We start from the raw sequence: 22,111 nt of genomic DNA, 5'->3' as shown, positions 1-22,111 counted from the left end.
GCGTCTCCGGAACGGTGACGCAGGTTAAGCACAGGTAAGTTGAGATCGAGAGCCTGACGGGGGTCGGTCCTTGACCACGGTGCTGCTCACGGGAGGGGCCGGATTCATCGGCAGTCACACCTGTCTGGTGCTGCTGGAGGCCGGCCACCGGGTGGTGGTGATCGACGACTTCAGCAACGGCAGTCCCGAAGCCCTGCGCCGCGTCAGCGAGCTGGCCAGGCTGGGGAGCTGGCGGCAGCTGGCGCCGGAGCAGTGGGCCGCGGGAGAGGGGCAGCCGGCCCGGCTCACCCTGCTGCAAGGAGATGTGCGCTCCCCCCAGGATCTCGACCGGGCCTTTGAAGACGGGGGAGGGGGCGACAGCGGCATCGACGCCGTGCTCCACTTCGCCGGCCTCAAGGCGGTGGGGGAGTCGATGGGGCAGCCCCTGCGCTATTGGGACGTGAACGTCGTCGGTGCGGTCCGGTTGCTGGAGGCCATGGGCCGCCACGGCTGCCAGACGCTCGTCTTCAGCAGCAGCGCCACCCTCTATGGGATCACCGACCGGGTGCCGATCCCCGAGACGGCGCCGATGCAGCCGATCAATCCCTACGGCTACACCAAGGGGGCGGTCGAAAGGATGCTGGCCGATGTGGCCGCCAGCACCCCCGGCTGGCGCATCGCCCTGCTGCGTTACTTCAATCCGGTGGGCGCCCACCCCAGCGGACGCATCGGCGAGGACCCCAACGGCCGCCCCAACAATCTGTTTCCGTTCCTCTGCCAGGTGGCGGCAGGGCGCCGCCAGCAGCTGGAGGTGTTCGGCGGCGACTGGCCCACCCCCGACGGCACGGGCGTCCGCGACTACCTGCACGTGATGGATCTGGCGGAGGGCCACGGCCGGGCCCTCGAGGTGCTCCAGGCGGAGCCACCCCAGCTGCTCACCCTCAATCTCGGCAGCGGTTGCGGCCATTCGGTGCTCGATCTGGTGCGCAGCTTCGAGGCCACCAACGGCCTCACCCTGCCCTACGCGGTGGTGGATCGCCGACCGGGGGATTCCGCCATCAGCGTTGCCGATCACCGCGAGGCGGAGCGGCGCATGGGCTGGCGGACCAAGCGCTCCCTGGCGGACATCTGCCGCGATGGCTGGGCCTGGCAGAGCGCCAATCCCGAGGGTTATCGCGGGAGCGACCGGCAGCCCGGGCGGTCCCTCATCCAGGCGCAGCCTGTGTCCTGAGGTACACCCTGATCCCGTGCTCGTGCCGCACCAGCTGGAATCCCACCCGGGCGAGCTGGGCCGTGGACAGACGGTTGAGGGAGAGATCGCCATAGCGACTCAGCAGATCCGGCTGCCAGTGGGTGCTGGCCCGGGCGATCCGGCTCTCGTAGGGCACGTAGGCATCGCGGAGCACCACCACATCCACCCGGCGCTCATCGAGCCAGGCCCGCAGGGTGACGGGTGAGCCCAAGGCGCTCTGCAGCCCCGGGTACTGGCCCGTTTCCACCGTGGGCGCCGCCAGCTTGGTGATGTCCCTGGCGGCCAGCGGAGCCAGGCACTGGCGGGTGCCCAGCACCGCGCCGACGTAGGGATCGCTGAGCAGGGTCCGGCCCTGCAGCCGCGGCTCCCGCCCGCACAACTCCCGCAGGGGCCCGAGGATCGGTTCGATGGTGGCGCCATCTGCCGGCCGCACCTCCTCCAGGGGGGTGAGCAGGTGGGGCACCTTGGAGGCGAACACATTGGGTCGCCCCTGCAGCCCGATCGGAACCGTCAGCACGGCGATCAGGGCGGCCAGCATCACCATCAGGATCCCCCGCTGCAGGGACCATCCCCTGGAGCCGTCCCGCCGCTCGCCGGGATCGAGGGCCCGGGCCATCGCCGGGATGCTGATCCAGAACAGGCTCGTCCACACCAGCCGGTAGGCGCTGTCCGGTTCGATCAGCTTGAAGACCAGATCGCTGACGAAGGGGGCCCACCACTCCAGCAGCACCAGCGGTGCCAGCAGCGCCAGGGCCAGCACCGCGCCGGGGGGGCGGCACCGGCCCCTCCAGGCCACGGCACAGGCCAGGGACAGCCCCAGCGCCGCCAGAAAGGCCGGCTCCCAGGTCGCCACCGGCAGGCTGGGCCAGAAATAGAAGAAGCGGTGGCCCAGAACCCGGTAGTCGTGGACGAAGCGCATGGTCTCCGGCCAGTCGTAGAAGGATTCGAGCCTGGGGTGCCAGGGCAGGCGGTGAAGGGCCGCGAGCAGCAGTCCGGCGCCGGCGACGCCGGCCAGCAGCCGCCGCCGTGAGGGCCAGACCACCAGGCAGGCGGCCGTGGTGACGACCAGCAGGTTGACCGTGAGGAAGGCGGTCACCCCATGGGCGTGATAGGCGAGATAGGCGGACCCCAGCAGCAGCGCCGTCGCCGCGGCCAGGGGGCGGGCACCGGGCCAGCGTGGCCGCTGCAGCAGCCCCAGCAGCGGCGTGGCGGCAGCCAGCACCAGGGCCAGCCCGGGCAGGGTGCCGTTCAGGGCGATCTGGTGGAAGAAGCTGAAGTTCTGGTGCCCCATGCCCAGCAGGAACAGCAGGGCCGTGAGCCAGCAGAGGGCCACCCGGCCGCCGAGTCGCAGGCTGAGCTGGCAGCTGGCGACGAGCACCAGGAAGGTGTTCAGCCCCGCCAGCAGGCTGGCCCGCCAGGGGGCGAGGGCGTCGGGGAAGCCGAACAGGAAGCTGGCCGCGGTGAAGAACCAGTTGGCCGGCGAGCGGTAGTGCAACGGGTCGAGGCGCACCGTGTCGAGCAGGTCGCTGCCGAAGTAGGTCGTGTAGTAGACGAAGCCATCGGAGGGAAACTCAAAGACCACCCCGCGCCGCGCCAGGGCGAGCGCACACACCAGGGCAGGAGCCAGCACCGCCAGCAACGGCCGCACCAGGGCCGGGTCCGCCAGCCGCTGGCGCCAGCGGAGCGGACGGATGCCCAGGGCCGCCGCCACCACGAGCAGGTCAAGCACGACCAGCACGCCATAGGACTGGCGCAGCGTGGGCCCCGCCGGCAGCAGCGACAGCCAGCCGATGGCGGCCCAGGGGCCCACGCCCAGCAGCAGCATCTGCCAGCTGGGCCGGCGCCAGCGCCATCCCCACAGCAGCGGAGCCGCGACGGCCAGCAGCAGCGGGAGGAAGGGTTGGGTCAGCGCTGCCATTCGGCGCAGGGGAAGCCGCTGCCCCGAAACCCTAGGGGACCTGCCGGGACTGACCGTTGCGGCAACGGCTCAGAGCCGCTCGTCCCGCAGCCGCTCGCCCCGCAGCTCCCGCAACCGCTCCCCCAGGGCCGGTCCCGGCCGCAGGCCGGCGGCGATCAGATCGGCCGCCGACACCGGCGAGGGGAGGTGACGCCAGCGGCACCACCAGCGCAGCAGGGGGCGCCGCGGCAGGGCCCCGCTCACCAGCGCCAGGGCGACGGCTTCGGCGGACCAGCCCTGCCGCTCCAGGAAGCCGGTCCAGGCCAGGGCCGTGGCCGGCGCCGCCTCCAGGGCCTGCCAGCTCTGCCGCAGCAGGGCCAGCTGGGCCAGCAGCCGCTGCTGGCCGTGGGGGAGCTGCAGCCGCGTCGCCACGGCGGACGCCGCGTCGCTGGGGGCCAGCAGGGCGGCCAGGGACGGCAAGCCGCAGCGCCGGGCCCAGCGAAGGCGGCGGCGCCAGCCGTTGTCGTTCTGCAGCGCCGGGTCGACCAGCACCAGGGCGCCCCACGCCTGCAGGCAGCCCAGGGCCGCCTCCCAGGGTTCCCGCTCGAGCAGCAGTTCCAGCTCCATCCGCAGCCGCGTGCCCAGGGCCGGCGGCACCCGTCCGTCACCGGTGCCGCCACAGCGGCTCTCCTCCCCCCAGGGCCAGCGGGCCAGGGTGGTGCGCAACTGCTCCAGGCTGGCGGGGGCCAGGCTGAACCCCAGCCGGGCGGCGTAGCGGGCGGCGCGCACGATCCGGGTGGGGTCGTCTTCCAGACTTCTGGGGTGCAGCAGGCGCAGCTGCCGGTGGGCCAGGTCGGCCCAGCCTCCATGGGGATCGAGCAGGCGCAGGCCCGGGCCGGAGCTGGCGAACACCAGGGCCATCGCATTGATGCTGAAGTCGCGGCGGGCCAGGTCCTCCTCCAGGGAGCCGTCGGTCACCACGGGGTTCTCCCCGGGGGCCGGGTAGGTCTCGCGGCGGGCGCTGGCGAGGTCGAGCAGGATCCCGTCGAGCTCCAGTTCGACGGTGCCGAAGGCCGGGTGGAACTGGCAGAAGCCCACCGCCGCGGCCGGGGTGTCCTCCAGCAGGGTCTCGGCGAGACGTTGGGCCGCCGGACGGGGATCGGCCGGATCGGCCCCCGGGGCCAGCTCCACCACCAGGTCGAGGTCCAGCAGGCCCCGGAGGGGATCGCGATGCACCCGATGCAGCAGCAGATCCCGCACGGCGCCGCCCACGACGGCCAGCACGCCGCAGTCCGCCGAGCGATGGAAGGCGGCCAGCAGACGGGGAGGCAAGGAGAGATCCCCGGGATCGATCGCGGAGACCGTCGTCAAGGCAGGCCCATGGAGCGCTGTCCAGAAGGCGCACGGTACACTCGGGCAATCGACATCGTGCGACGTCCCGATACAGAAACTTCGGGAAGGTGTCCGCCGGCAAACGCCCTTGGCCGTCGTCTTTAACCGTCGCCCTTGGCCGTCGCCTCCGCCAGCCGCCCGCTCATCGCCAGGCGATGAACCGATGAGGCGATCCAGCGCCAGCGAACACAAGCGACGAAATCCCACAAGCCACACCCTAACGGCATGACTGACAGCGCCAAGAAATTCATCAAAGCGCCGCTTGGAATCTACAAAAGGATCAAGATCAAGGCCTTCATTCTGACCGATTACCTTGCGTCCCTGGGCGAGTACTGGCTCGGCCCCAACGGTTCACGCAGCAGCCCGTCGAAGCGACTGATTCCCATTGGGAAGCCGTCTGCCGATGGCACGACGCCATCCCGGATCGCCGTCTTTGTTGCCTATTCGAAGCGGCTGACTCGATCCAACAGGGCCTATCTCGAAGCACTGAACAAGGCCGGCTTTGCGGTGCTCTACATCAACAACGAGACCACGGAGGAGGAGGCTCAGAACGGCATCAGCGACCTCAGCTGGCGCGCCTTCGACAGACGCAACATCGGCCGGGACTTTGGCGGCTTCAAAGATGGCATCCTACTGCTTCTGGAGGAGGGGCATCTGCAACGCTGCCAACTGCTCTGCGTCGTGAACGACTCGATGCAGTTCATCCCGGGAAGGAATGCTGATGCCCTCGTCAGGTCGGTGGAGGAGTTCGCCGCCTCCGACCGGAAAGCCCTCTTCAGCCACATCAGCCATCAGATTCAGACCCACTATCAATCCTATTTTCAGATTCTCAAACCCGACGTCTTTCTCTCCAGGCCCTTCATCCGCTTCTGGAAGAAATACCTACCCTTGTCCCATCGGGGACACTGCATCTACAACGGAGAAATAGAACTTTCTCAGCAGGTGTACCGACGCTTCAACCCCGTCGAGACCCTTTACACCAGCGACAAGCTCCTGGAGGCCATTGAGCAGTCCAGCCCGGACAAGACGGGAGTTCTCGCCGAGGAAGTCCTTCGACTGATGCCCTCTCCTGCGAGGACTGCGCAGATGAAGAAGATCGGCTACTCCCTGAATCAGCTGATGGCAAAAAGCGACAAACAAGAGGCCCTCTCACGGGTTGAGCTCTACAGCGTTCCCGACCTGATTGAAAATGGCAATCCCAGTCATATCGCGGCTTTTCTGTACCCTTTCTATCTCCACTGTCCGTTTGTCAAGCACGACCTTGGAACCGCAGGCAGCTACACGATGGCTCAGGCCATCAGCCTGTTCAAGGAAGCCCTATTGGATTCCATGGGAGAGGAACGCCAGCAGGAAGTCAAGGCTCTCGCGGATGATTTTCGCGATCTCATCTACGCACGCGGAGTGCCCCTGAGCTACAACAACAGGCTGCGCGAAGCGGCCCTGAAAGGCATCACAGGCGCCTTCGTCTACCCCTCCACCTATCAATGACCGAAGGGCGGGCGCTGCAGCCGATCCATTTCATCACGATTAACTATCACTGCAGTGAATTCATCATCGGTCTGATCGAGGACACCATCGCCTCGGCAGAACCTGATCTGCGCTTCATCGTGGTCAACAACTCACCCCAGGACATCGGTGTCCAGGACTGGCTGTCCTCCACACCCCATCGCCAGCGGGTGACCCTGATCGAGGCCGGTGGCAATCTCGGCTTCGGCAGCGGCTGCAATCTGGGGCTCAGCCACGTGTGGCAGACCGACAGACGGGCGGTGGCCTGGTTGATCAACCCCGATGCCCGCCTCGAAGCAGGGGCGATCGCCTACGTCAGGCAGTGCCTGTCCAACGACGATCAGATCGCCATGCTCGGCACCCGGATCCGGGACCCCCGGGGGGATGTCTGGTTCAGCCACGGCAGCTTCAACCGCTGGACCGGCCAGGTCGGCCATCGCTTCCCCGGCGACGACTGCCGCCCCCTGCCGGTCCGCACCTGGCCCACCCGCTGGATCTCCGGCTGCAGCATGATCTTCCAGCTGGGGGTGCTGCGGGAGTGCCCCCAGTTCGACCCCCGCTACTTCCTCGACTACGAGGACGCCGACATCTCCGAGCGCCACCATCGGCTGGGCTACCGGCTGCGGGTCACCCAGGCGGTGCTGGTGGAGCATCAGGTGTCGGCCATCACCCGGCGGGCCCCCCGGGCCAAGTACCAGCACGCCACCTTCAGCAAGCTCTACTTCCTGCATCGCCACGCCACGCCCCTGGCCCTGCTGCTGAACCTGCTCTATTACGCCGTCCGCCCCCTCAGCTTCTGCCTGGCCGATCCGGAGCGGGCCCGGGGGCGCTGGTGGGGACTGGGGGATTACCTGCGCTGGTGCTGGTGGCGGCTCCTGCGCCGGCCGGAGCCGCCCCACCCGCGCACATCCTTCACCGTTTCATCCTGAGGAAGCGGCCCGCCAGGGCCCGCAGGGTGGGCCAGCGCTGGGCCGGCGGACAGTGGCGCCAGAGGATGGCGGCCACCGCCGGCAGGTAGAGGTGGGACTTGGGGTGGAAGAAGACGAACAGCAGTCCCCGCAGGCTGCCCAGGGGCAGACGCTTCTGCTCATCGCCGAAGTCGTTGAGGACCACGACCCCCGGGGTCACGCGAGCGTCAATGCCGCAGCGGACCGCCCGCATCACCCACTCAGAATCGGCGTGGTAGTGGGGCAGCCAGCGGGCGTCATAGAGGCCGACACGGCGGAAGACCTCCTGGCGGATCAGCACCCCGTTGCCCGGCATCGCCTCGGCCTCGAGCACCTCGGCGGCGGCCAGCGCCGGATCCAGCTGGCTGGCCAGCTCGTCGTGGTGGGACAGGCGCAGGAAGCGCTCCGTGCCCCAGTCGGTGCGGGTGCCCAGGGCCCAGATCCGCCCGGGCTCGGCCAGCAGGTCGATGCGGCTGCCCAGGATGCCGCAGCCATGGCGCTGGGCCAGGGCCACCATCCGCTCCACGTAATCGGCGGGGACGACGGCATCGTCGTTGATGGTGAGCACGTAGTCGGTGCCGGCCGCCAGGGCCCGCCGCACGCCCCGGTTGGTGGCGCCGGCCCAGAAATCCCGGTCGCCGGCCGTCACCACCGTCACCTTGGGGTGCTGCCGGCGGACCGCCGCCACGGTGCCGTCGCTGGAGTTGGCATCCACCACCACGACCCGCAGGGCTCCGTGGGTCTGGCCGGCCATGGCGGCCAGGAAGCGCAGGGTGGTCTCGCGGCGGTTGCGGGTGGGCACCACGGCGGTGACCAGCGGCATGGTCATGCCGGCTCGATCGGAGCCAGGCGCGGATCGAGGATCTTCGGCCCCATGCCTTCGAACTTCACGGCGATGGAGGTCTTCTCGCCGCTGCCGAACAGGTGCGTGACCTGGCCCTCGCCGAAGCTGCTGTGCCGCACCCGATCCCCCACGGCCCAGGCGCGGGCCGGGCTGCGGCGGCGCACCGCATTGGCGGGATCAGCAGCCGCGCCGCCGGCCGCGACCCGCTGGCTGTCGTCGCGGTCCACCCGGGTGAGCCGCTCCAGCCGCTGCTCCCGCCGCAGGGCCGCACCGCCGCTGCGGGGGATGTCGCCCTGGAGCAGGGCCTCGGGCAGCTCGGAGAGGAACACCGACGGCACCGCCGGCTCCCGCATGCCGCCCCAGAGCCGCCGCTCGCTGGCATGGGAGAGGAACAGCCGCTCCTTGGCGCGGGTGATGCCCACGTAGCAGAGGCGGCGCTCCTCTTCGAGGGCGGCGGGGTCCTCCAGGGAGCGGTAGCTGGGGAACAGGCCCTGCTCCAGCCCCACCAGGAAGACCACCGGAAACTCCAGCCCCTTGCTGGCATGCAGGGTCATCAGGGTGACCCGGTCGGCTTCGGTGTCCTTGCTGTCGGCGTCGCTGGCCAGGGCGGCGGAGGCCAGGAAGCCCTCCAGGGAGCCCTCCTCGTTCTCCTCCTGGTACTGGAGGGCCGCATTCACCAGCTCCTGCAGGTTGCGGCGCCGCTCCTCCGATTCGTCGGTGGCTTCGGCCAGCAGCTCGGCCAGGTAGCCGCTCTGCTCCATCACCCGCTGCACCAGCTCGGAGGGGGGGGCATCCTGCAGGCGGCGGCTCAGGTCGGAGATCAGCTCCTGGAACTGCAGCACCCCCCGGGCGGAGCGGCCGGCGAGGGAGCGCACCGCCTCTGGATCGCTGACCACCTCCCACAGGGGAAGCCCCAGCTGGTTGGCCGCATCGGTGAGCCGCTCGATGGTGGTCTTGCCGATGCCGCGCCTGGGCACGTTCAGCACCCGCAGCAGGCTGACGGTGTCGGCCGGGTTGACCAGCAGGCGCAGGTAGGCGAGCACATCCTTGATCTCACGCCGGTCGTAGAAGCGCAGGCCCCCCACCACGATGTAGGGCAGGCCCCAGCGCACCAGCGACTCCTCCATGGCGCGGGACTGGGCGTTGGTGCGGTACAGCACGGCCATGTCGCCCCAGCGCAGGTCGGGGTGGGCCGCCTCCAGCATCCGCATCCGGTGCACCACCGCCTCGGCCTCGGCGATCTCGTCGTCGCAGCGGGTGAGACTGATGGGCTCCCCCTCGCCGCGGGTGGGCCGCAGCACCTTGTCGATCCGTTCGCTGTTGTTGGCGATCAGGGCGTTGGCCGCCTCCAGGATCGTGGCGGTGGAGCGGTAGTTCTCCTCCAGCTTCACCATCGTGCCGGTGTCCCCGTCGAGGGAGCCGTCGCCGAACTCCTTCTGGAAGCCCATCAGGATCGTGAAGTCGGCGGCCCTGAAGCTGTAGATGCTCTGGTCGGCGTCGCCCACCACGAACACGGAGCGGCCCTCCCAGTCGTCGAAGTGCTCGGGGGGATGGCCGTTGGCCACCAGCAGCTTGATCAGGTCGTACTGGGTGCGGTTGGTGTCCTGGTATTCGTCCACCAGCACGTGGCGGAAGCGGCGGTGCCAGTAGTGGCGGATCTGCTCGTTCTGCTGCAGCAGCTGCACCGGCAGCAGCAGCAGGTCGTCGAAATCGAGGGCGTTGTTGGCGGCCAGGGCGCGCCGGTAGCGGCGATAGGCCTCGGCCTCGTGCTTGCCGCGGGGGCCGGGGTGCTCCTCCTCGAGCCGCTCGGGCAGCCAGCCCTGGTTCTTGGCGCTGCTGATCGCCCAGCGCACCTTCTTCGGTTCAAAGCGCTTGGGATCGAGCTGCATCTCCTGGGTGACGATCTCCTTGACCAGGCTCTGGGCATCGCTCTCGTCGTAGATGGAGAACTGGCGCGTCCAGGTGAGTCCTTCGGGGTCGCGGAACTTGTCGATGTCGAAGCGGAGCAGCCGGGCGAACAGGGCGTGGAAGGTGCCGATCCAGAGGTCCTTGATCACCTCCCGGTAGATGCGGCTGCGCAGCTGCTTCTGCTCCCGGGCCGGCAGGGTGCTCCACGGCTGGCCGAACTGGCTCTGGGCCAGCCGCTGGGCCAGCAGCACCTCCAGGCGCTCCTTCATCTCCCGGGCGGCCTTGTTGGTGAAGGTGACCGCCAGCACCTGGGCCGGATCGACGCCGTGGTGCCCGATCAGGTGGGCGATGCGGTGGGTCAGGGCCCGGGTCTTGCCGCTGCCGGCCCCGGCCACCACCAGCAACGGGCCGGTGTGGTGATCGACCGCCCGCCGCTGGGCCTCGTTCAGACCGGCCAGAAAACTCACAGGCTCCGGCATGGAACGTTGAAATTTGACCCTAGCAGCCCCTTCCCGACAGGCGCGGCGATCGGAACAGATACGGGTCGCTCAGGGGAAGGAAACGGTGCAAATCTGCCGATCGAAGCCATCACCATCAACCTGGAAAAACCAGGACAGCACCATCAACCAAGGGGGCTGGAAAGGCGACGCTCGAAGGAGGCCAGGTCGTTGAAGGTTTCGGAGCGCTGCCTGAGTTGGTCGAAGGTTCCAGAGGCCTTGATGCGTCCGGCTTCGAATTCGAAGATGCAATCGGAACGCATGACCGTGGAGAGGCGATGGGCGATCACCACCAGGGTGCAGCGACGTCCGATCACTTCAATGGCATCCATCACTTCGGATTCGGTGCGGTTGTCGAGGGCGCTGGTGGCCTCATCCAGCACCAGGAACTTGGCGTTGCGGTAGAAGGCGCGCGCCAGGGCGAGCCGTTGCCGCTGGCCGCCTGACAATCGGATGCCGTTGTCGCCGATCGGCGTGAACAGACCAAGGGGAAGCTCGGCGACGATGTCGGCCAGCTGGGCCGCCTGGAGGGCCTCCCAGACCCGCATCTGGTCGACCTCGTCGACCTCCTCGGCGAAGGCGATGTTCTCGATGATGTTGCTGTTGAGCAGGTTGATCGCCTGGGGGACATAGGCGCAGTTGGCCTGCCAGGCCGGCACGTCCGCGTCATCCACATCGATGCCATCGAGCTGCAGGGTGCCGGTGGTGGGACGCAGCAGACAGAGCAGCTGGTTGGCCGTTGTGGTCTTGCCGCTGCCGGTGGCACCGACAAAGGCCACACGGGAGCCCACCGGGATCGACATGGAGACGTCGCGGAGAACATCGGCATCCGTTCCTGGATAGCGATAGGAAATGCTGTTGAGACGGATCACCCGCTTGGGCATCACACCGTCGGGGGAGGGCACACCCTCGGAGCGGATCGTGAGCCGGGCCTCGGGCAGTTCGATCAGCTTGAGTGTCTCCTCGAGGTCGGGCAGACCGGCCCTCAGAGACGTGATGGCCCGGAAACTGTCCTGCAGGGGAGGGGTGAGCTTGAGGGAGGTGACCGCCACCGTGGCCAGGAACGGAATGATCTTCAGCAGCGCCCCAGGATCCGGATTGGAAAGGAGGGGCAGCATCCCGGCCGCGAAGATCATCGTGATCCCGAGCGGTTCAATCAGCGCCCGTGGTGTTTCCGGCAGGACATCGGCCTTCCAGATGAAGGGAATGGTCTCGCGACCGGCCTGTTGATAATGACGCTCAAAGTATGGCTCCGATCCTGTGAGCTGCACATCGAGAATCGTGCGCATGGATTCGGAAAGAATCGTATTGGTGCGCACCTCCAGCAGGATTCGCTGCCGGGCGGCAAAGCGCAGGAAGGGTGTGATGGCGGTGGAGATCAGCAGATACCCAAGCAGGAGTCCGAGGATCAGAACAACGGCCAGCATCTTGCCGACGATCAGCATGCCGGCGGAGAGCAGGGCGATCACGAACACGCCACTGGCCAGCTGGAGGAGGGGCAGCACAACGATGTCGGCGACGCGCGACACGTTGATCAGGACCATGGAGGAGATATCTGACTTCGATTCACCCAGAAAATAGACATAGGGCTGGGCGATCAGCTTGCGCTGCGCCATGTCGGAAAGATCACGCCAGATCGAAGCCTTCAGCCGCAGCTGGAAAGCCCGCAACATCAGCTTGGAGATCGAGGAGAACCAGGCGGCCGTCACGAAGGCCACCACCAGCACCACCACCTTGACGCGCGGATCGTCCGGAACCAGGCCTTCCCAGGGGATGGAGGGGCGGTTCTCACCGCCGACGACGACGGTGAACAGGCGGGCCACCAGGGCCACCACCACCAGATCGGCGACGCCGGCGAGAATCGCCAACGGGATCAGGCGCATCAGCGCCCGCTTGCGACGACGCGGCAATTGGGCCAGAAGTCGCACCAAACTCTTGAAGGTTTGGCTTTTGCGAAACATCTGGTCAGACTTTTGCCGGAATCGTACCCGTGCGGCCCGAGGGGCCGCCGCTGCGCCAGCCAGTCAGTTCAGTGATCGCCACATGGCCGAAAATCGGCGCCGCCACTGGTCGATCCGCACGGCCAGCACGGGGGGCGAGCGCAACGGCGACGCCCCCTCCAGCAGGTGGGTCCAGTGGGCGTCGATGGCCTCCAGGGCCGAATGCCAGCGTTCCTGCAGCATCGGCTCGCTGCAGGCCTCCAGCAGGCTGGCGAGGCGGGCCGGCGGCGGCAGCCACGCCAGAGGGTCGGCCACCGCCGCCTGGATCCTCTCCAGATCGTGCTCCAGGCTGCCGCAGCCGATCTGGTGACCCACCACCCCCGGATCGAGGCTGTCGGCCAGGGCATGGTTGAGGCTGCTGAACACCACACAGCCACAGGCCATCGCCTCCAGGGGCGGCAGCCCGAAACCCTCGCTCACCCCCCGGCCGCGCCAGTAGTCGGCGGAGTCGTAGAGGACGACGGCCGCACTGTTGAACAGATCCACCAGATCGTCCACCCAGCCGCTCTGCACCTCCACCCGCAACCCGCGCCGGCGCAGGGCCGGCACCAGCTGTGCCAGGACGTAATGGCTGCTCTTGCGCTGCTGCACCAGGACGTCGATGGGCCGGCCGCAGCCCACGGGGGCCGCCCGGTTGCCCCGCTCCAGCCACTGGGGCTGCAGCGCGTTCGGCACCAGGAACAGAGGGTTGCGGGGGGCCCGGTCGCCCCAGTAGCCGAGGGTGTTGCGGCTGACCGCCAGCAGCGGCACCCCGGGCGGCAGCGAAAACCCGTAGCCGCTGCTGTGGGCGTGGTAAGCCACGGGCCGGCCCCGCAGTCGCCGCAGCAGGCGGGGCACATCGAACCCCCAGCTGACGATCCAGAGGGCGTCCCCGGGCGCCTGCTCCCGGGCCAGCAGATCATCCAGGAACGGGTGATCGGCCTCCCGCTTCCGGTAGGTGACCACCTCGGTGGGGGTCAGCTGGGACGTCAGCCTGGCGGTCTGCAGTTCGACCAGCAGGCCGCCGCCGCGGAGGCGGCCGGTGGTGCCGGGGAGCAGGAAGCGGATCGGGCGCACGCGGTTCGGAGGGGCGGCGGCCGCCGCTGGCCTGGGAAACCTAGGCGGGCACGGCCTCGGTGCTGCCGGCGCGGGTGCGGCGGGTGAGGAAGCCGAACAGCACCTTGCCGATCGCCGCCACCAGATTGCCTTCCAGCTCCTGGAACATCTTCATGTTGCAGTGGAAGGCTTCGTTGGCCTCGGCCACGATCCGGTCGGCCATGGCCTGGTCGATGGGCAGGCTGTCGAGGGTGGCGCGGTAGTTGGCCTTGAAGGCCTTTTCGTCGTCGATGGCGTCGAATTCATAGAAGCGCAGGCCATCGTGCTCACCCAGGTTCATCGCCTTCTGGGCGATGTTCTTGAGGATCTGGCCGCCGGAAAGGTCGCCGATGTAGCGGGTGTAGTGGTGGCCGACCAGCAGCTCGGGGCACTCCCGCGCCACCTGGTGCAGGCGGGCCACATACTCCTGGGCGCCGGGGGTGGCGCGGATCTGCTGGCGCCAGTCGCCACCGAAATAGAAGGTGAGATCGGCCTCGAGGGTTTCGCGGCGGTTGAGCTCGGGGGAGGCGATCGGACCGACCACCGGATGGTCGGCCAGCTTGCCGATCTCCTCCTCCATGGCGCTGTAGACGAACCACAGGTCGGCGACCAGGGTGCGATAGCTGGCCTTGTCGACGACCCCCTTGAGGAAACAGCTCACGAAGCCGGTGTTCTCGGCCATGGTGTGGGCTTTCTTCGTTCCCTCACGGAGTTGGGAAGCAAGGGCGACGGGCATGGGATCGGGAGGCTGCGCGGGCAGACGTACAAACGTAGGTGGGGCCTGCGGGGCGACGCGGCAAGGTTGCGAAGGATTACGCGGCCCGGGTGCCGCCGGCCGACACATCGCCAAAGAGATCGAACAGCTCCCGGCACACCTGCTGCAGCACGCCGACCACCTCCTCGGCGGGGAGATGGGACCCGGAGGGCTGCCAGTCCCCCACCGTGGCCAGGCGCCAGCGCTCCGATTCGTAGGTGAGCCCGCGGATCAGCACCCCCAGCAGCCGGGGCCGTTCGCCCGATCCGACCGGCGCCCGCTCCAGGCGCAGCTGCACCAGCAGCGAGCGGCACTGCAGGCGGGGGCTCCAGCCGGGGAAGTGGAAGGAGAGATCCAGTGTCTCCCGCTCATCGAAGGCCCGGGTGAGGGGATCGTCGCGCCAGGGGGTGAGGTTGGCCCGGGCGGCGGGGAAATGCAGGCGGAAGTGCCCCACCACCGCGGCGATCGCGGCGGCCAGTTCCACCGATCGGGCCTGGTCGGCCGCATTCATGCCGTTTCCCCTGAGCAGAAAGCCAATGTGTCCGAAACCTAGGCTCATCGGCGTGTTCCGTGCCGACTCAATGGCCACATACGAGAAGCTCACCGTCCCGTCCAGCGGCACGGCGATCCGATTCGAGGGCGGCCAGCCGATCGTTCCCAACGACCCGATCATCCCCTTCATCCGCGGCGACGGCACCGGCGTGGACATCTGGCCCGCCACCCAGAGGGTGCTGGACGCGGCCGTGGCCAAGGCCTACGGCGGTGAGCGCCGCATCGAGTGGTTCAAGGTGTACGCCGGCGACGAGGCCTGCGAGCTCTACGGCACTTACCAGTACCTGCCCCAGGACACCCTCACGGCGATCGAGCAGTACGGCGTGGCCATCAAGGGGCCCCTGACCACCCCGATCGGCGGCGGCATCCGCTCGCTGAACGTGGCCCTGCGCCAGATCTTCGACCTGTACTGCTGCGTGCGGCCCTGCCGCTACTACGACGGCACCCCCAGCCCCCACAAGCGGCCCCAGGACCTGGATGTGGTGGTCTACCGGGAGAACACCGAAGACATCTACATGGGGATCGAGTGGGAGGCCACGGATCCGGTGTGCGTGGAGCTGATCGCCCACCTCAACGACACCGTGATCCCCGCCAACGGCAAGCTCGGCAAGCGCCGCATCCCCGAGGGGGCCGGCATCGGCATCAAGCCGGTGAGCAAGGCGGGCACCCAGCGCCACGTGCGCAAGGCCATCCGCCACGCCCTGGGGCTGGAGGGCGCCAAGCGCCACGTGACCCTGGTGCACAAGGGCAACATCATGAAGTTCACCGAGGGGGCCTTCCGCGACTGGGGCTACGAGCTGGCCACCACCGAGTTCCGTGACCAGTGCGTCACCGAGCGGGAGAGCTGGATCCTGGGGAACCTGGAGGAGAAGCCTGGCCTGAGCATCGAGGACAACGCCCGCCTGATCGAACCCGGCTACGACAGCCTCACCCCCGAGAAGAAGGCAGCCGTCGACGCGGAGGTGAAGGCCGTGCTCGACGCCATCGGCACCAGCCACGGCGGCGGCAAGTGGAAGTCGATGGTGATGGTCGACGACCGCATCGCCGACAGCATCTTCCAGCAGATCCAGACCCGGCCCCAGGAGTACTCGGTGCTCTGCACCCTCAACCTCAACGGCGACTACATCTCCGACGCCGCAGCGGCGGTGGTGGGCGGCCTGGGCATGGCGCCCGGCGCCAACATCGGCGACAACGCGGCGATCTTCGAGGCCACCCACGGCACCGCCCCCAAGCACGCCGGGCTCGACCGCATCAACCCGGGATCGGTGATCCTCTCCGGCGTGATGATGCTGGAGTACATGGGCTGGCAGGAGGCGGCCGACCTGATCACCGCCGGGATCAGCGCCGCGATCGCCAACAAGGAGGTCACCTACGACCTGGCCCGGCTGATGGAACCCCGCGCCGAGGCCGTGAGCTGCTCCGGCTTCGCCGAGGCCGTGGTACGCCACTTCGGAGGCTGAAGCCAGGGGCCTGGGGGCCCGCACGAGCGATCACAATGGGCCGCATGAGCCTTCCGTCCATCGCGACCAGCGGGTCCCAGGCTGCCGGGGAGCCCGGGGCCGGCTTCATCGCCGCCGACCCCTGCGTCCACTGCGGCTTCTGCCTGCCCACCTGCGCCAGCTACCGGGTGCTGGCGACCGAGATGGACTCGCCCCGGGGGCGCATCCATGCCCTCAAGGCCATCGACGCCGGCGAGCTAACGCTGGATGCCACGGTGGCGAAGCACTTCGACACCTGCCTGGGCTGCTTCGCCTGCGTCACCGCCTGTCCGGCCGGCGTGCGCTACGACGAGCTGATCGAGACCATGCGGCCGCGGCTGAACGCGCCCGAGCTGCGCAGCCCCGGCCAGCGCACCTTCCGGCGGCTGCTGTTCGCCCTGCTCCCCTACCCCGGGCGGCTGCGGGCCCTGCTGGCCCCCCTGCGGGCCTACGCCGGCACGCCCCTGCAGGCCCTGGCGCGCCGCAGCGGCCTCACCCGGCTGTTCGGGCCCCAGGTCGCGGCGATGGAGACCCTGCTACCGCCCCTGCCGGCGCAGTCCTTCCGTGACGACTGGCCCGTGCTGGTGCCGGCCGTGGGTCCCCGCCGCCACCGGGTCGGGCTGGTGCTCGGCTGCGTGCAACGGGTCTTCGAGCCGGGGGTCAACGCCGCCGCCATCCGGGTGCTGGCCGCCAACGGCATCGAGGTGGTGATCCCCCCCGACCAGGGCTGCTGCGGCGCCATGACCCACCACCAGGGGGAACTGGAGCAGACCCGGGAACTGGCGGCAGCCCTGATGGCCAGCTTCGAGGCGGTGATCGGCCCGGGGCGGGCGGCGGGCCCCGAACCCCTCGATGCCCTGCTGGTGGCGGCCTCGGGCTGCGGCCACACCCTGAAGGCCTACGGGCAGATCCTGGGCACCCGCCACCCCGTGCTGGGCACGGTGGCCGACCTGCAGGAATTCCTCGACACGGTCGGGCTCAGCGAGGACTTCCAGGCGGGGCTGCGGCCCCTCCTCCACGACGACGGCACCCCCGCCAGCGCCGAGCGACCCGTGGAGCTGGCCTACCACGATGCCTGCCACCAGCTCCACGGCCAGGGCCTGGCGGCCCAGCCCCGGCGCCTGCTGGGCCGGATCCCCCATGTGCGGATCCGCGAAGCCACCGAGGCCGGCGTCTGCTGCGGCAGTGCGGGCATCTACAACCTGGTCCAGCCGGAGGAGGCCGCCGAACTGGGCCGGATCAAGGCCGCGGATCTGAGCGGCACCGGGGCCCAGCTGGCCGTGAGCGCCAACATCGGCTGCACGCTCCAGATCCGCCAGGCCATGGCGGCGCAGCAGCGGCCGCTGCCGGTGGTCCATCCGATCGAACTGCTGGATCGCAGCTACGCCGGCCCGGCCTGAGCCTCCATCCGCCGCCAGGCCTCCCACAGGGTGCCCTCGTCGCCGAGATTGCCGGGAAAGGTGAGCACGGGCAGGGGCCCCGGATGAACCTCGGGGGCTTCCCCGGGGGAGGTCTCCGTGGCGGCCAGCACCAGCGACAGGCCCGGCAGCAACTGGCCCTGGAGCTCCACCTGCTCCAGATACAGCCCGTCGGCCAGCAGGGTGTGGGTGGTGATGCCCCCCTTGCTGATCAGGTAGCCCAGGGCGGGGGCCAGAGCGGCCGCCAGCCGCGCCATCACCCCCGCCAGGGCCAGGCCCAGCGCCCGGCGCTCTTCGGCATGGCGGCAGCGGGCCTCACCACGGCTGGTGTAGAGCACCGGCGTGTGCCCCCCGGCCAGCACCTCCGCCAGGCGCCGAGCCCAGGCCTGCTCAAGGGAGGCCAGCAACAAAGCCGGTTCCGGGCCCTCCAGCAACCGCTGGACCTTGCTCACCTCCAGCTCCACCCCGATGCAGTCCGGCTCCGCCAGCAGCCGCTCCAGCTGCCGGTCGGCCAGGGGCACGTGGGAGCCCACCAGCACCAGCCCAGGCAAGGGGCCGGCGCCGCCACGGCGGCGCAGGGACGCCAGATCCGCCGGCGCCAGCGGCTGGGGCGGCAGCGCAGCCAGGGCCTGGATCAGGCTGGCGGCGCACTGGAACAGGAAGCGGCGGGGACGCCCATCGCCGGGGCCATCGCCCGCTGGCGTTGGCCCCCCGGCCGCGATCAGGCAACGCACCGCAGCGGCCAGGGCCGCCAGCTGCTGGGTGGAGGCCCCATCCACCGCCACGCAGACGTTGCGCTCCAGGGAGGCCAGGTGGCCCATGAGGGCGGGGCCGCCGGCGTCCAGCTCCCGCCAGCCGATGCGGTCCACGGCGGTGGCGGGGATGCGGCCGCCGCTCTTCTCCTCCACCCAGTCGGGCAGATGGCTGGTTCCGTAGGCGAACAGTCCGTCCCGGGCGAACGGGCTCTCGTGCACGGGCTGGCCATGGAGCCGATGCACCCCATCGACGGTGGTGCGCCCCCCCTCCAGGAACGCCGGCACCAGCAGGGTGGCGTCGAAGGGGCCGAGCTCCGCGGCGATCACCTCCACCTCCAGGGGGAAGTGGCCCCGCAGAGTGGAATCGCCCCGGCTCACCACCAGCCAGCTGCTGATGGTGCCGGCGGCCATCGCCCGCTCCAGGGCGGGCCGGAGGGCCCGGCAGATCTGCCGCACCCGGTCGGCCGCCTCGGCCGGCGCCAGGGCGCGGGTGTTGGCCAGGAGAAACAGCAGCGGCGACGGGTGGGCCAGGCCGGCGGCGAGCGTCTCAGCGTCCCAGCGCAGCAGCAACGGACAGCCGTGCACGGTCTGGGAGCCGGTGGGATCGTCGTCGATCACCACGATCTTGATCGCCTGGGCTGCCTGCGCCATGGCACCATCGTGCCGTGATGCGACCTGAGCCCAGCGAGCTGCAGGAGCTGGTGCGTGACCTGCACCGGCAGGGTTCGGCTTGGCTGCCCGCTGGCCTGGGCACCCGGCTCGACTGGGGCCCGCCCGTCGCGGGGCCCTGCACGGTGGTCAGCTGCGCCGCCCTGCGGGGCGTGCGGGAGTTCAACCCCGGCGACTTCACCATCACCGTGGCCGCCGGCACACCACTGGTGGAGGTGCAGGAGGTCCTTGGACACCAGGGACAGTGGTTGTCCGTGGATGCCCCCTGGGGGGACCGGCAGGGCGCCGCCGCCGGCAGCATCGGCGGCCTGGTGGCCCGGGGCCTGGCGGGCGGCTACCGCCAGCGCTACCTGGGGGTGCGGGACCAGCTGATCGGCCTGGCGCTGATGCGCGCCGACGGGGTGACGGCCAGGGCCGGCGGCAAGGTGGTCAAGAACGTGGCCGGCTACGACCTGATGCGGCTGTTCACCGGCAGCTGGGGCTCCCTGGGGCTGATCACCGAGCTGACCCTGCGCACCCTGCCCCAGCCGCCCCTGCGGCGCAGTGTCTGCTTCCAGGGAGGGGCGGAGGATCTGGCCGGCCTCAGCCGCTGGCTGCTGGGCTCCAGCCTCAGCCCGGAGCGCATCGACTGGTGGAACGGCAGCCTCGCCGCCGCCGCCGGGCTGGACCCGGAGCCCCTGCTGCTGATCGGCCTGGCCAGCGTCGATGCCGCCACCCTCCAGGAGCAGGTGCGCTGCCTGCAGGAGCGCAGCACCCTGCCCGCCCGGGTGCTGGACGCCGCCACCACCGGCACCTGGCTGGCCCGCGCGCGCGGGGGCACCGGCCCTGCCGCCGCAGCGCCCACGGGTGCCAGCGCGCCCGCCTGGCTGCTGCGCCTCGGCGTCAGCCCCGATCGGCTCGGGAGCCTGATGCAGGCCCCGGCCCTGGCGGGACTGGCCGTGGACATGGCGGCCGGCAGTGGCCTCGGCCTGGCCTGGTCAGACCCGACGGAGCCCCGGCCGGCCCTGACCTCCAGCCAGGTGAGCACCCTGCGCAGCCTCTGCAACGAACTCGGCGGCCATCTCACCGTGCTGCGCCAGCCCCCCAGCTCCGGCCTGCCGGCCTGGCTGGATGCCCCCTCCCGCCCCCTGATCGAGGCGATCAAGCACCGTTTCGATCCAGCCGGCCAGCTGGCCCCGGGCCGGCTCCCCGGCGTCGCTCAGAGGCTCTCGACGGTGTAGCGGCACCCCAGCTCCAGGGAGTCCCCGGGCGGCACCAGCAGGCGCCGTTCGCCCGTGCTCAGGGCCCCCCGCGGGCCGCTCCAGGGCTCCAGACAGAGCATCGGCCGGGGCGGATCGCTCCACACCACCACCAGATCCATCGGGGCGGCGGGATGCAGCGTCACCGCCCGGCCGCCCGCCGGATCCACCAGCCGCACCGGGCCCCGGCCGCTGCAGAGGAAATCGACGCCCTGTTCCAGCCGGGAGAGCTGATCGGCGGTGGCGGCAGGAGCCATGGTGAGGTGGTCGAAGCAGTCCACCGGCAGGCCTTCGAGCCGCACCTGGGACAGGTCGGCGACGGCGATGTAGGGGTGCAGGCCCAGGCTGAAGGGCAGGGGATCGGTGCCGGCCTCGCCCTTGTGGCTGATCCGGGCCGTGATCGCCAGGGCCGAGGGCTGCAGCCGCAGCTCCAGCTCCAGGGCGAAGGCGAAGGGGAAATGGGGGCGGCTCTCCGGGCCGTCCTCGAGGCGCAGGGCCACGCCGCTGCCGTCGGCGAGCGGGGCGATGGACCAGGGCAGATTCCTGGCGAACCCGTGCTGGGGCAGCGGGAAGCGCCCCTGACTCAGCACGAGCGCGTCGCCGGGCAGGTTGCCGCAGATGGGGAAGAGCACGGGGATCCCGCCCCGTACCGATTTGGCGGGGTCGGCGAAGCGCTCCGCATCGAAGTAGAGGACGTCGCTGCCGCCGCAGCACCAGCCGGTGACCAGCCCGCCGCGCTCGGGGGCGACCGTGAGCACATCGCCGCTGGCCGGATCGGTGAAGCGCCAGTGGGGGGAGTCCCCGGTGGGGGGTTGCAGGGTCATGGCGACGGCGGGGAAAGGGTGGGCCGGGGGCTGGTGAGGCCCTGCTGCTGGAGAAAACGCTCGAACGGGGCTGCCAGCGACCGGCTCCCCGACACGCTCAGGTGGTGGGAATCGGCATAGAGCGGCGTGCCGTCGGGCCGGCGGTACACCACCCGCCCATCAGGACCGACCAGGTAGGGGGTGGGGTCGAAGACATGGACGTTGGGCAGGCCGGCGGCCACTTCGGCGAGCAGCCTGCCCAGGGTCGCCCGCATCCGGGCGGTGGTGGCGGCATCGCCGGCGCAGCTGCTGCCGGCGGGATCCTGACAGGCCACCGGCTCCCTGGCCAGGGACGGGTTGTCGACCACCAGCACCAGCTGGATCCCCCGGGACGCCAGCCGCTCGGCGTAGGCCCGCATGCCCCCCACCCAGGCCCGCCGCACCTCGGCGATGCGCAGGCGGCGCTGGCCCAGGTAGGTGGGGGCGCCGTAGCCCCGGCCCTCCAGGTCGTTGCTGGCCAGGTAGTTGTGCAGGAAGCCCGAGACCAGGACGATGTCCCCCGGCTGGAGGCGCTGCAGGGAGCGCTCCATCTCGCCGGCCGAGAACTGGCGGCAGGATTCGTAGCGGCCCTGCTGCCAGGTGACCGTGAGCTGCGGATCGATCAGGCAGGCGCCCATGGCGGCGAAGGTGAGCCGCTGACCGGTGCGGGCGGTCACCGCATCCAGCATCGGCAGCAGGTGCTGGGCATGGGAGTCGCCCAGCAGGAAGATCTCCCGGGCGCCGGGGGTGCCGGGCCGGTTGCACTTGTCGAAATTCGGCCGGGTGGTGGCGTTGTAGGGCTTGCCACTGGCCACCGTGCAATCGCTGGTGATGCCGGTGCCCGGGATCAGGGGATTGAGGGCATGGACGCGCTCACTGATCGGCACCGGATCGGCGTCCTTGCCGAGAAACAACTTGCCGCGGAACTGGTGGTGCAGGGCATCGATGCCGATCCACAGGCCCGCCACCGCCAGCACCGCCAGCAGCGTCTCCCACCACCACGTCAGCGGATAACGACGCACCGGCTGCTCCACCAGCCCGTACGCCGCCACCGCCAGCACCACGCTCCCCGCCACCGCCACCACGTACTGCCACCACGTCTCCATCCC

General features: G+C 69.9%; 17 protein-coding genes. 6 read left to right on the top strand and 11 right to left on the bottom strand.

Translation table 11 applies throughout. From position 1 onward, the window contains the following. Positions 1 to 70: 70 nt before the first annotated feature. Complete coding sequence (galE, locus tag H6G99_RS09055; protein ID WP_190611175.1) at positions 71 to 1,210, top strand: UDP-glucose 4-epimerase GalE; 1,140 nt, start codon at positions 71 to 73, stop codon at positions 1,208 to 1,210. On the opposite strand, the gene H6G99_RS09050 is transcribed toward galE, so the two are convergent. Together H6G99_RS09050 and H6G99_RS09045 are read right to left on the bottom strand one after the other, a co-directional pair. Beyond that, the gene (locus tag H6G99_RS09050; RefSeq protein WP_190611172.1) at positions 1,185 to 3,149 is read right to left on the bottom strand and encodes a hypothetical protein; all 1,965 of its coding nucleotides are present in this window, start codon (positions 3,147 to 3,149) and stop codon (positions 1,185 to 1,187) included. The genes galE and H6G99_RS09050 overlap by 26 nt on opposite strands. Positions 3,150 to 3,218: 69 nt before the next feature. Beyond that, on the bottom strand, positions 3,219 to 4,499 hold the full coding sequence (locus H6G99_RS09045; protein WP_190611171.1) for a tRNA nucleotidyltransferase/poly(A) polymerase family protein: 1,281 nt from the start codon (positions 4,497 to 4,499) through the stop codon (positions 3,219 to 3,221). A gap of 246 nt (positions 4,500 to 4,745) precedes the next feature. Between H6G99_RS09045 and H6G99_RS09040 the strand changes: the two genes are divergently transcribed. Both H6G99_RS09040 and H6G99_RS09035 read left to right on the top strand, forming a co-directional pair. Further along, complete coding sequence (locus H6G99_RS09040; protein ID WP_094584354.1) at positions 4,746 to 6,008, top strand: rhamnan synthesis F family protein; 1,263 nt, start codon at positions 4,746 to 4,748, stop codon at positions 6,006 to 6,008. Further along, positions 6,005 to 6,955, top strand: a complete 951-nt coding sequence (locus tag H6G99_RS09035) for a glycosyltransferase family protein (protein WP_190611170.1) — start codon at positions 6,005 to 6,007, stop codon at positions 6,953 to 6,955. The genes H6G99_RS09040 and H6G99_RS09035 overlap by 4 nt, the downstream gene beginning before the upstream one ends. On the opposite strand, the gene H6G99_RS09030 is transcribed toward H6G99_RS09035, so the two are convergent. From H6G99_RS09030 to H6G99_RS09005, 6 genes are all read right to left on the bottom strand, one after another. Continuing rightward, positions 6,939 to 7,802, bottom strand: a complete 864-nt coding sequence (locus H6G99_RS09030) for a glycosyltransferase family 2 protein (protein WP_190611166.1) — start codon at positions 7,800 to 7,802, stop codon at positions 6,939 to 6,941. The genes H6G99_RS09035 and H6G99_RS09030 overlap by 17 nt on opposite strands. Next, on the bottom strand, positions 7,799 to 10,192 hold the full coding sequence (locus H6G99_RS09025; protein WP_094584468.1) for a UvrD-helicase domain-containing protein: 2,394 nt from the start codon (positions 10,190 to 10,192) through the stop codon (positions 7,799 to 7,801). Before H6G99_RS09025 ends, H6G99_RS09030 begins: the two co-directional genes overlap by 4 nt. Before the next feature lie 155 nt (positions 10,193 to 10,347). Then, positions 10,348 to 12,090, bottom strand: a complete 1,743-nt coding sequence (locus H6G99_RS09020; protein ID WP_353615201.1) for an ABC transporter ATP-binding protein — start codon at positions 12,088 to 12,090, stop codon at positions 10,348 to 10,350. Positions 12,091 to 12,246: 156 nt separating this feature from the next. Then, positions 12,247 to 13,278 (bottom strand): glycosyltransferase, encoded by a 1,032-nt coding sequence (locus H6G99_RS09015; RefSeq protein ID WP_190611165.1) that lies wholly within the window; start codon positions 13,276 to 13,278, stop codon positions 12,247 to 12,249. A gap of 40 nt (positions 13,279 to 13,318) precedes the next feature. Further along, a complete protein-coding gene (locus tag H6G99_RS09010) occupies positions 13,319 to 14,032 on the bottom strand; it encodes a biliverdin-producing heme oxygenase (RefSeq protein WP_094584349.1) in 714 nt (237 codons plus the stop codon). 76 nt (positions 14,033 to 14,108) lie between these two features. Continuing rightward, positions 14,109 to 14,561, bottom strand: coding sequence for a Tery_1686 family protein (locus H6G99_RS09005; protein ID WP_094584348.1), 453 nt, complete (start codon positions 14,559 to 14,561; stop codon positions 14,109 to 14,111). Positions 14,562 to 14,631: 70 nt separating this feature from the next. On the opposite strand from H6G99_RS09005, the gene H6G99_RS09000 reads away from it, so the two are divergent. Next, the gene (locus H6G99_RS09000) at positions 14,632 to 16,062 is read left to right on the top strand and encodes an NADP-dependent isocitrate dehydrogenase (RefSeq protein WP_190611163.1); all 1,431 of its coding nucleotides are present in this window, start codon (positions 14,632 to 14,634) and stop codon (positions 16,060 to 16,062) included. A gap of 44 nt (positions 16,063 to 16,106) precedes the next feature. Further along, positions 16,107 to 17,480 (top strand): (Fe-S)-binding protein, encoded by a 1,374-nt coding sequence (locus H6G99_RS08995; RefSeq protein WP_190611161.1) that lies wholly within the window; start codon positions 16,107 to 16,109, stop codon positions 17,478 to 17,480. Here the strand turns inward: H6G99_RS08995 and H6G99_RS08990 are convergent. Continuing rightward, complete coding sequence (locus H6G99_RS08990; RefSeq protein WP_190611160.1) at positions 17,462 to 18,904, bottom strand: four-carbon acid sugar kinase family protein; 1,443 nt, start codon at positions 18,902 to 18,904, stop codon at positions 17,462 to 17,464. The genes H6G99_RS08995 and H6G99_RS08990 overlap by 19 nt on opposite strands. A gap of 17 nt (positions 18,905 to 18,921) precedes the next feature. Here H6G99_RS08990 and H6G99_RS08985 point away from each other — a divergent pair, with 17 nt between their 5' ends. Then, positions 18,922 to 20,142 (top strand): FAD-binding oxidoreductase, encoded by a 1,221-nt coding sequence (locus H6G99_RS08985; protein WP_190611158.1) that lies wholly within the window; start codon positions 18,922 to 18,924, stop codon positions 20,140 to 20,142. On the opposite strand, the gene H6G99_RS08980 is transcribed toward H6G99_RS08985, so the two are convergent. Both H6G99_RS08980 and H6G99_RS08975 read right to left on the bottom strand, forming a co-directional pair. After that, complete coding sequence (locus tag H6G99_RS08980) at positions 20,121 to 20,984, bottom strand: aldose epimerase family protein (RefSeq protein WP_190611156.1); 864 nt, start codon at positions 20,982 to 20,984, stop codon at positions 20,121 to 20,123. The two genes, H6G99_RS08985 and H6G99_RS08980, sit on opposite strands and share 22 nt — an antisense overlap. Beyond that, positions 20,981 to 22,111, bottom strand: a 1,131-nt coding sequence (locus H6G99_RS08975) for an SGNH hydrolase domain-containing protein (protein WP_286191085.1), incomplete at its 5' end; no start/stop codon positions are given. The genes H6G99_RS08980 and H6G99_RS08975, both read right to left, overlap by 4 nt.

Origin of the sequence: Synechococcus sp. FACHB-909 (assembly GCF_014698945.1) — a bacterium.
Classification (GTDB): Bacteria; Cyanobacteriota; Cyanobacteriia; order PCC-6307; family Cyanobiaceae; genus Cyanobium.
This window is presented reverse-complemented; position numbering and strand designations above follow the sequence as displayed.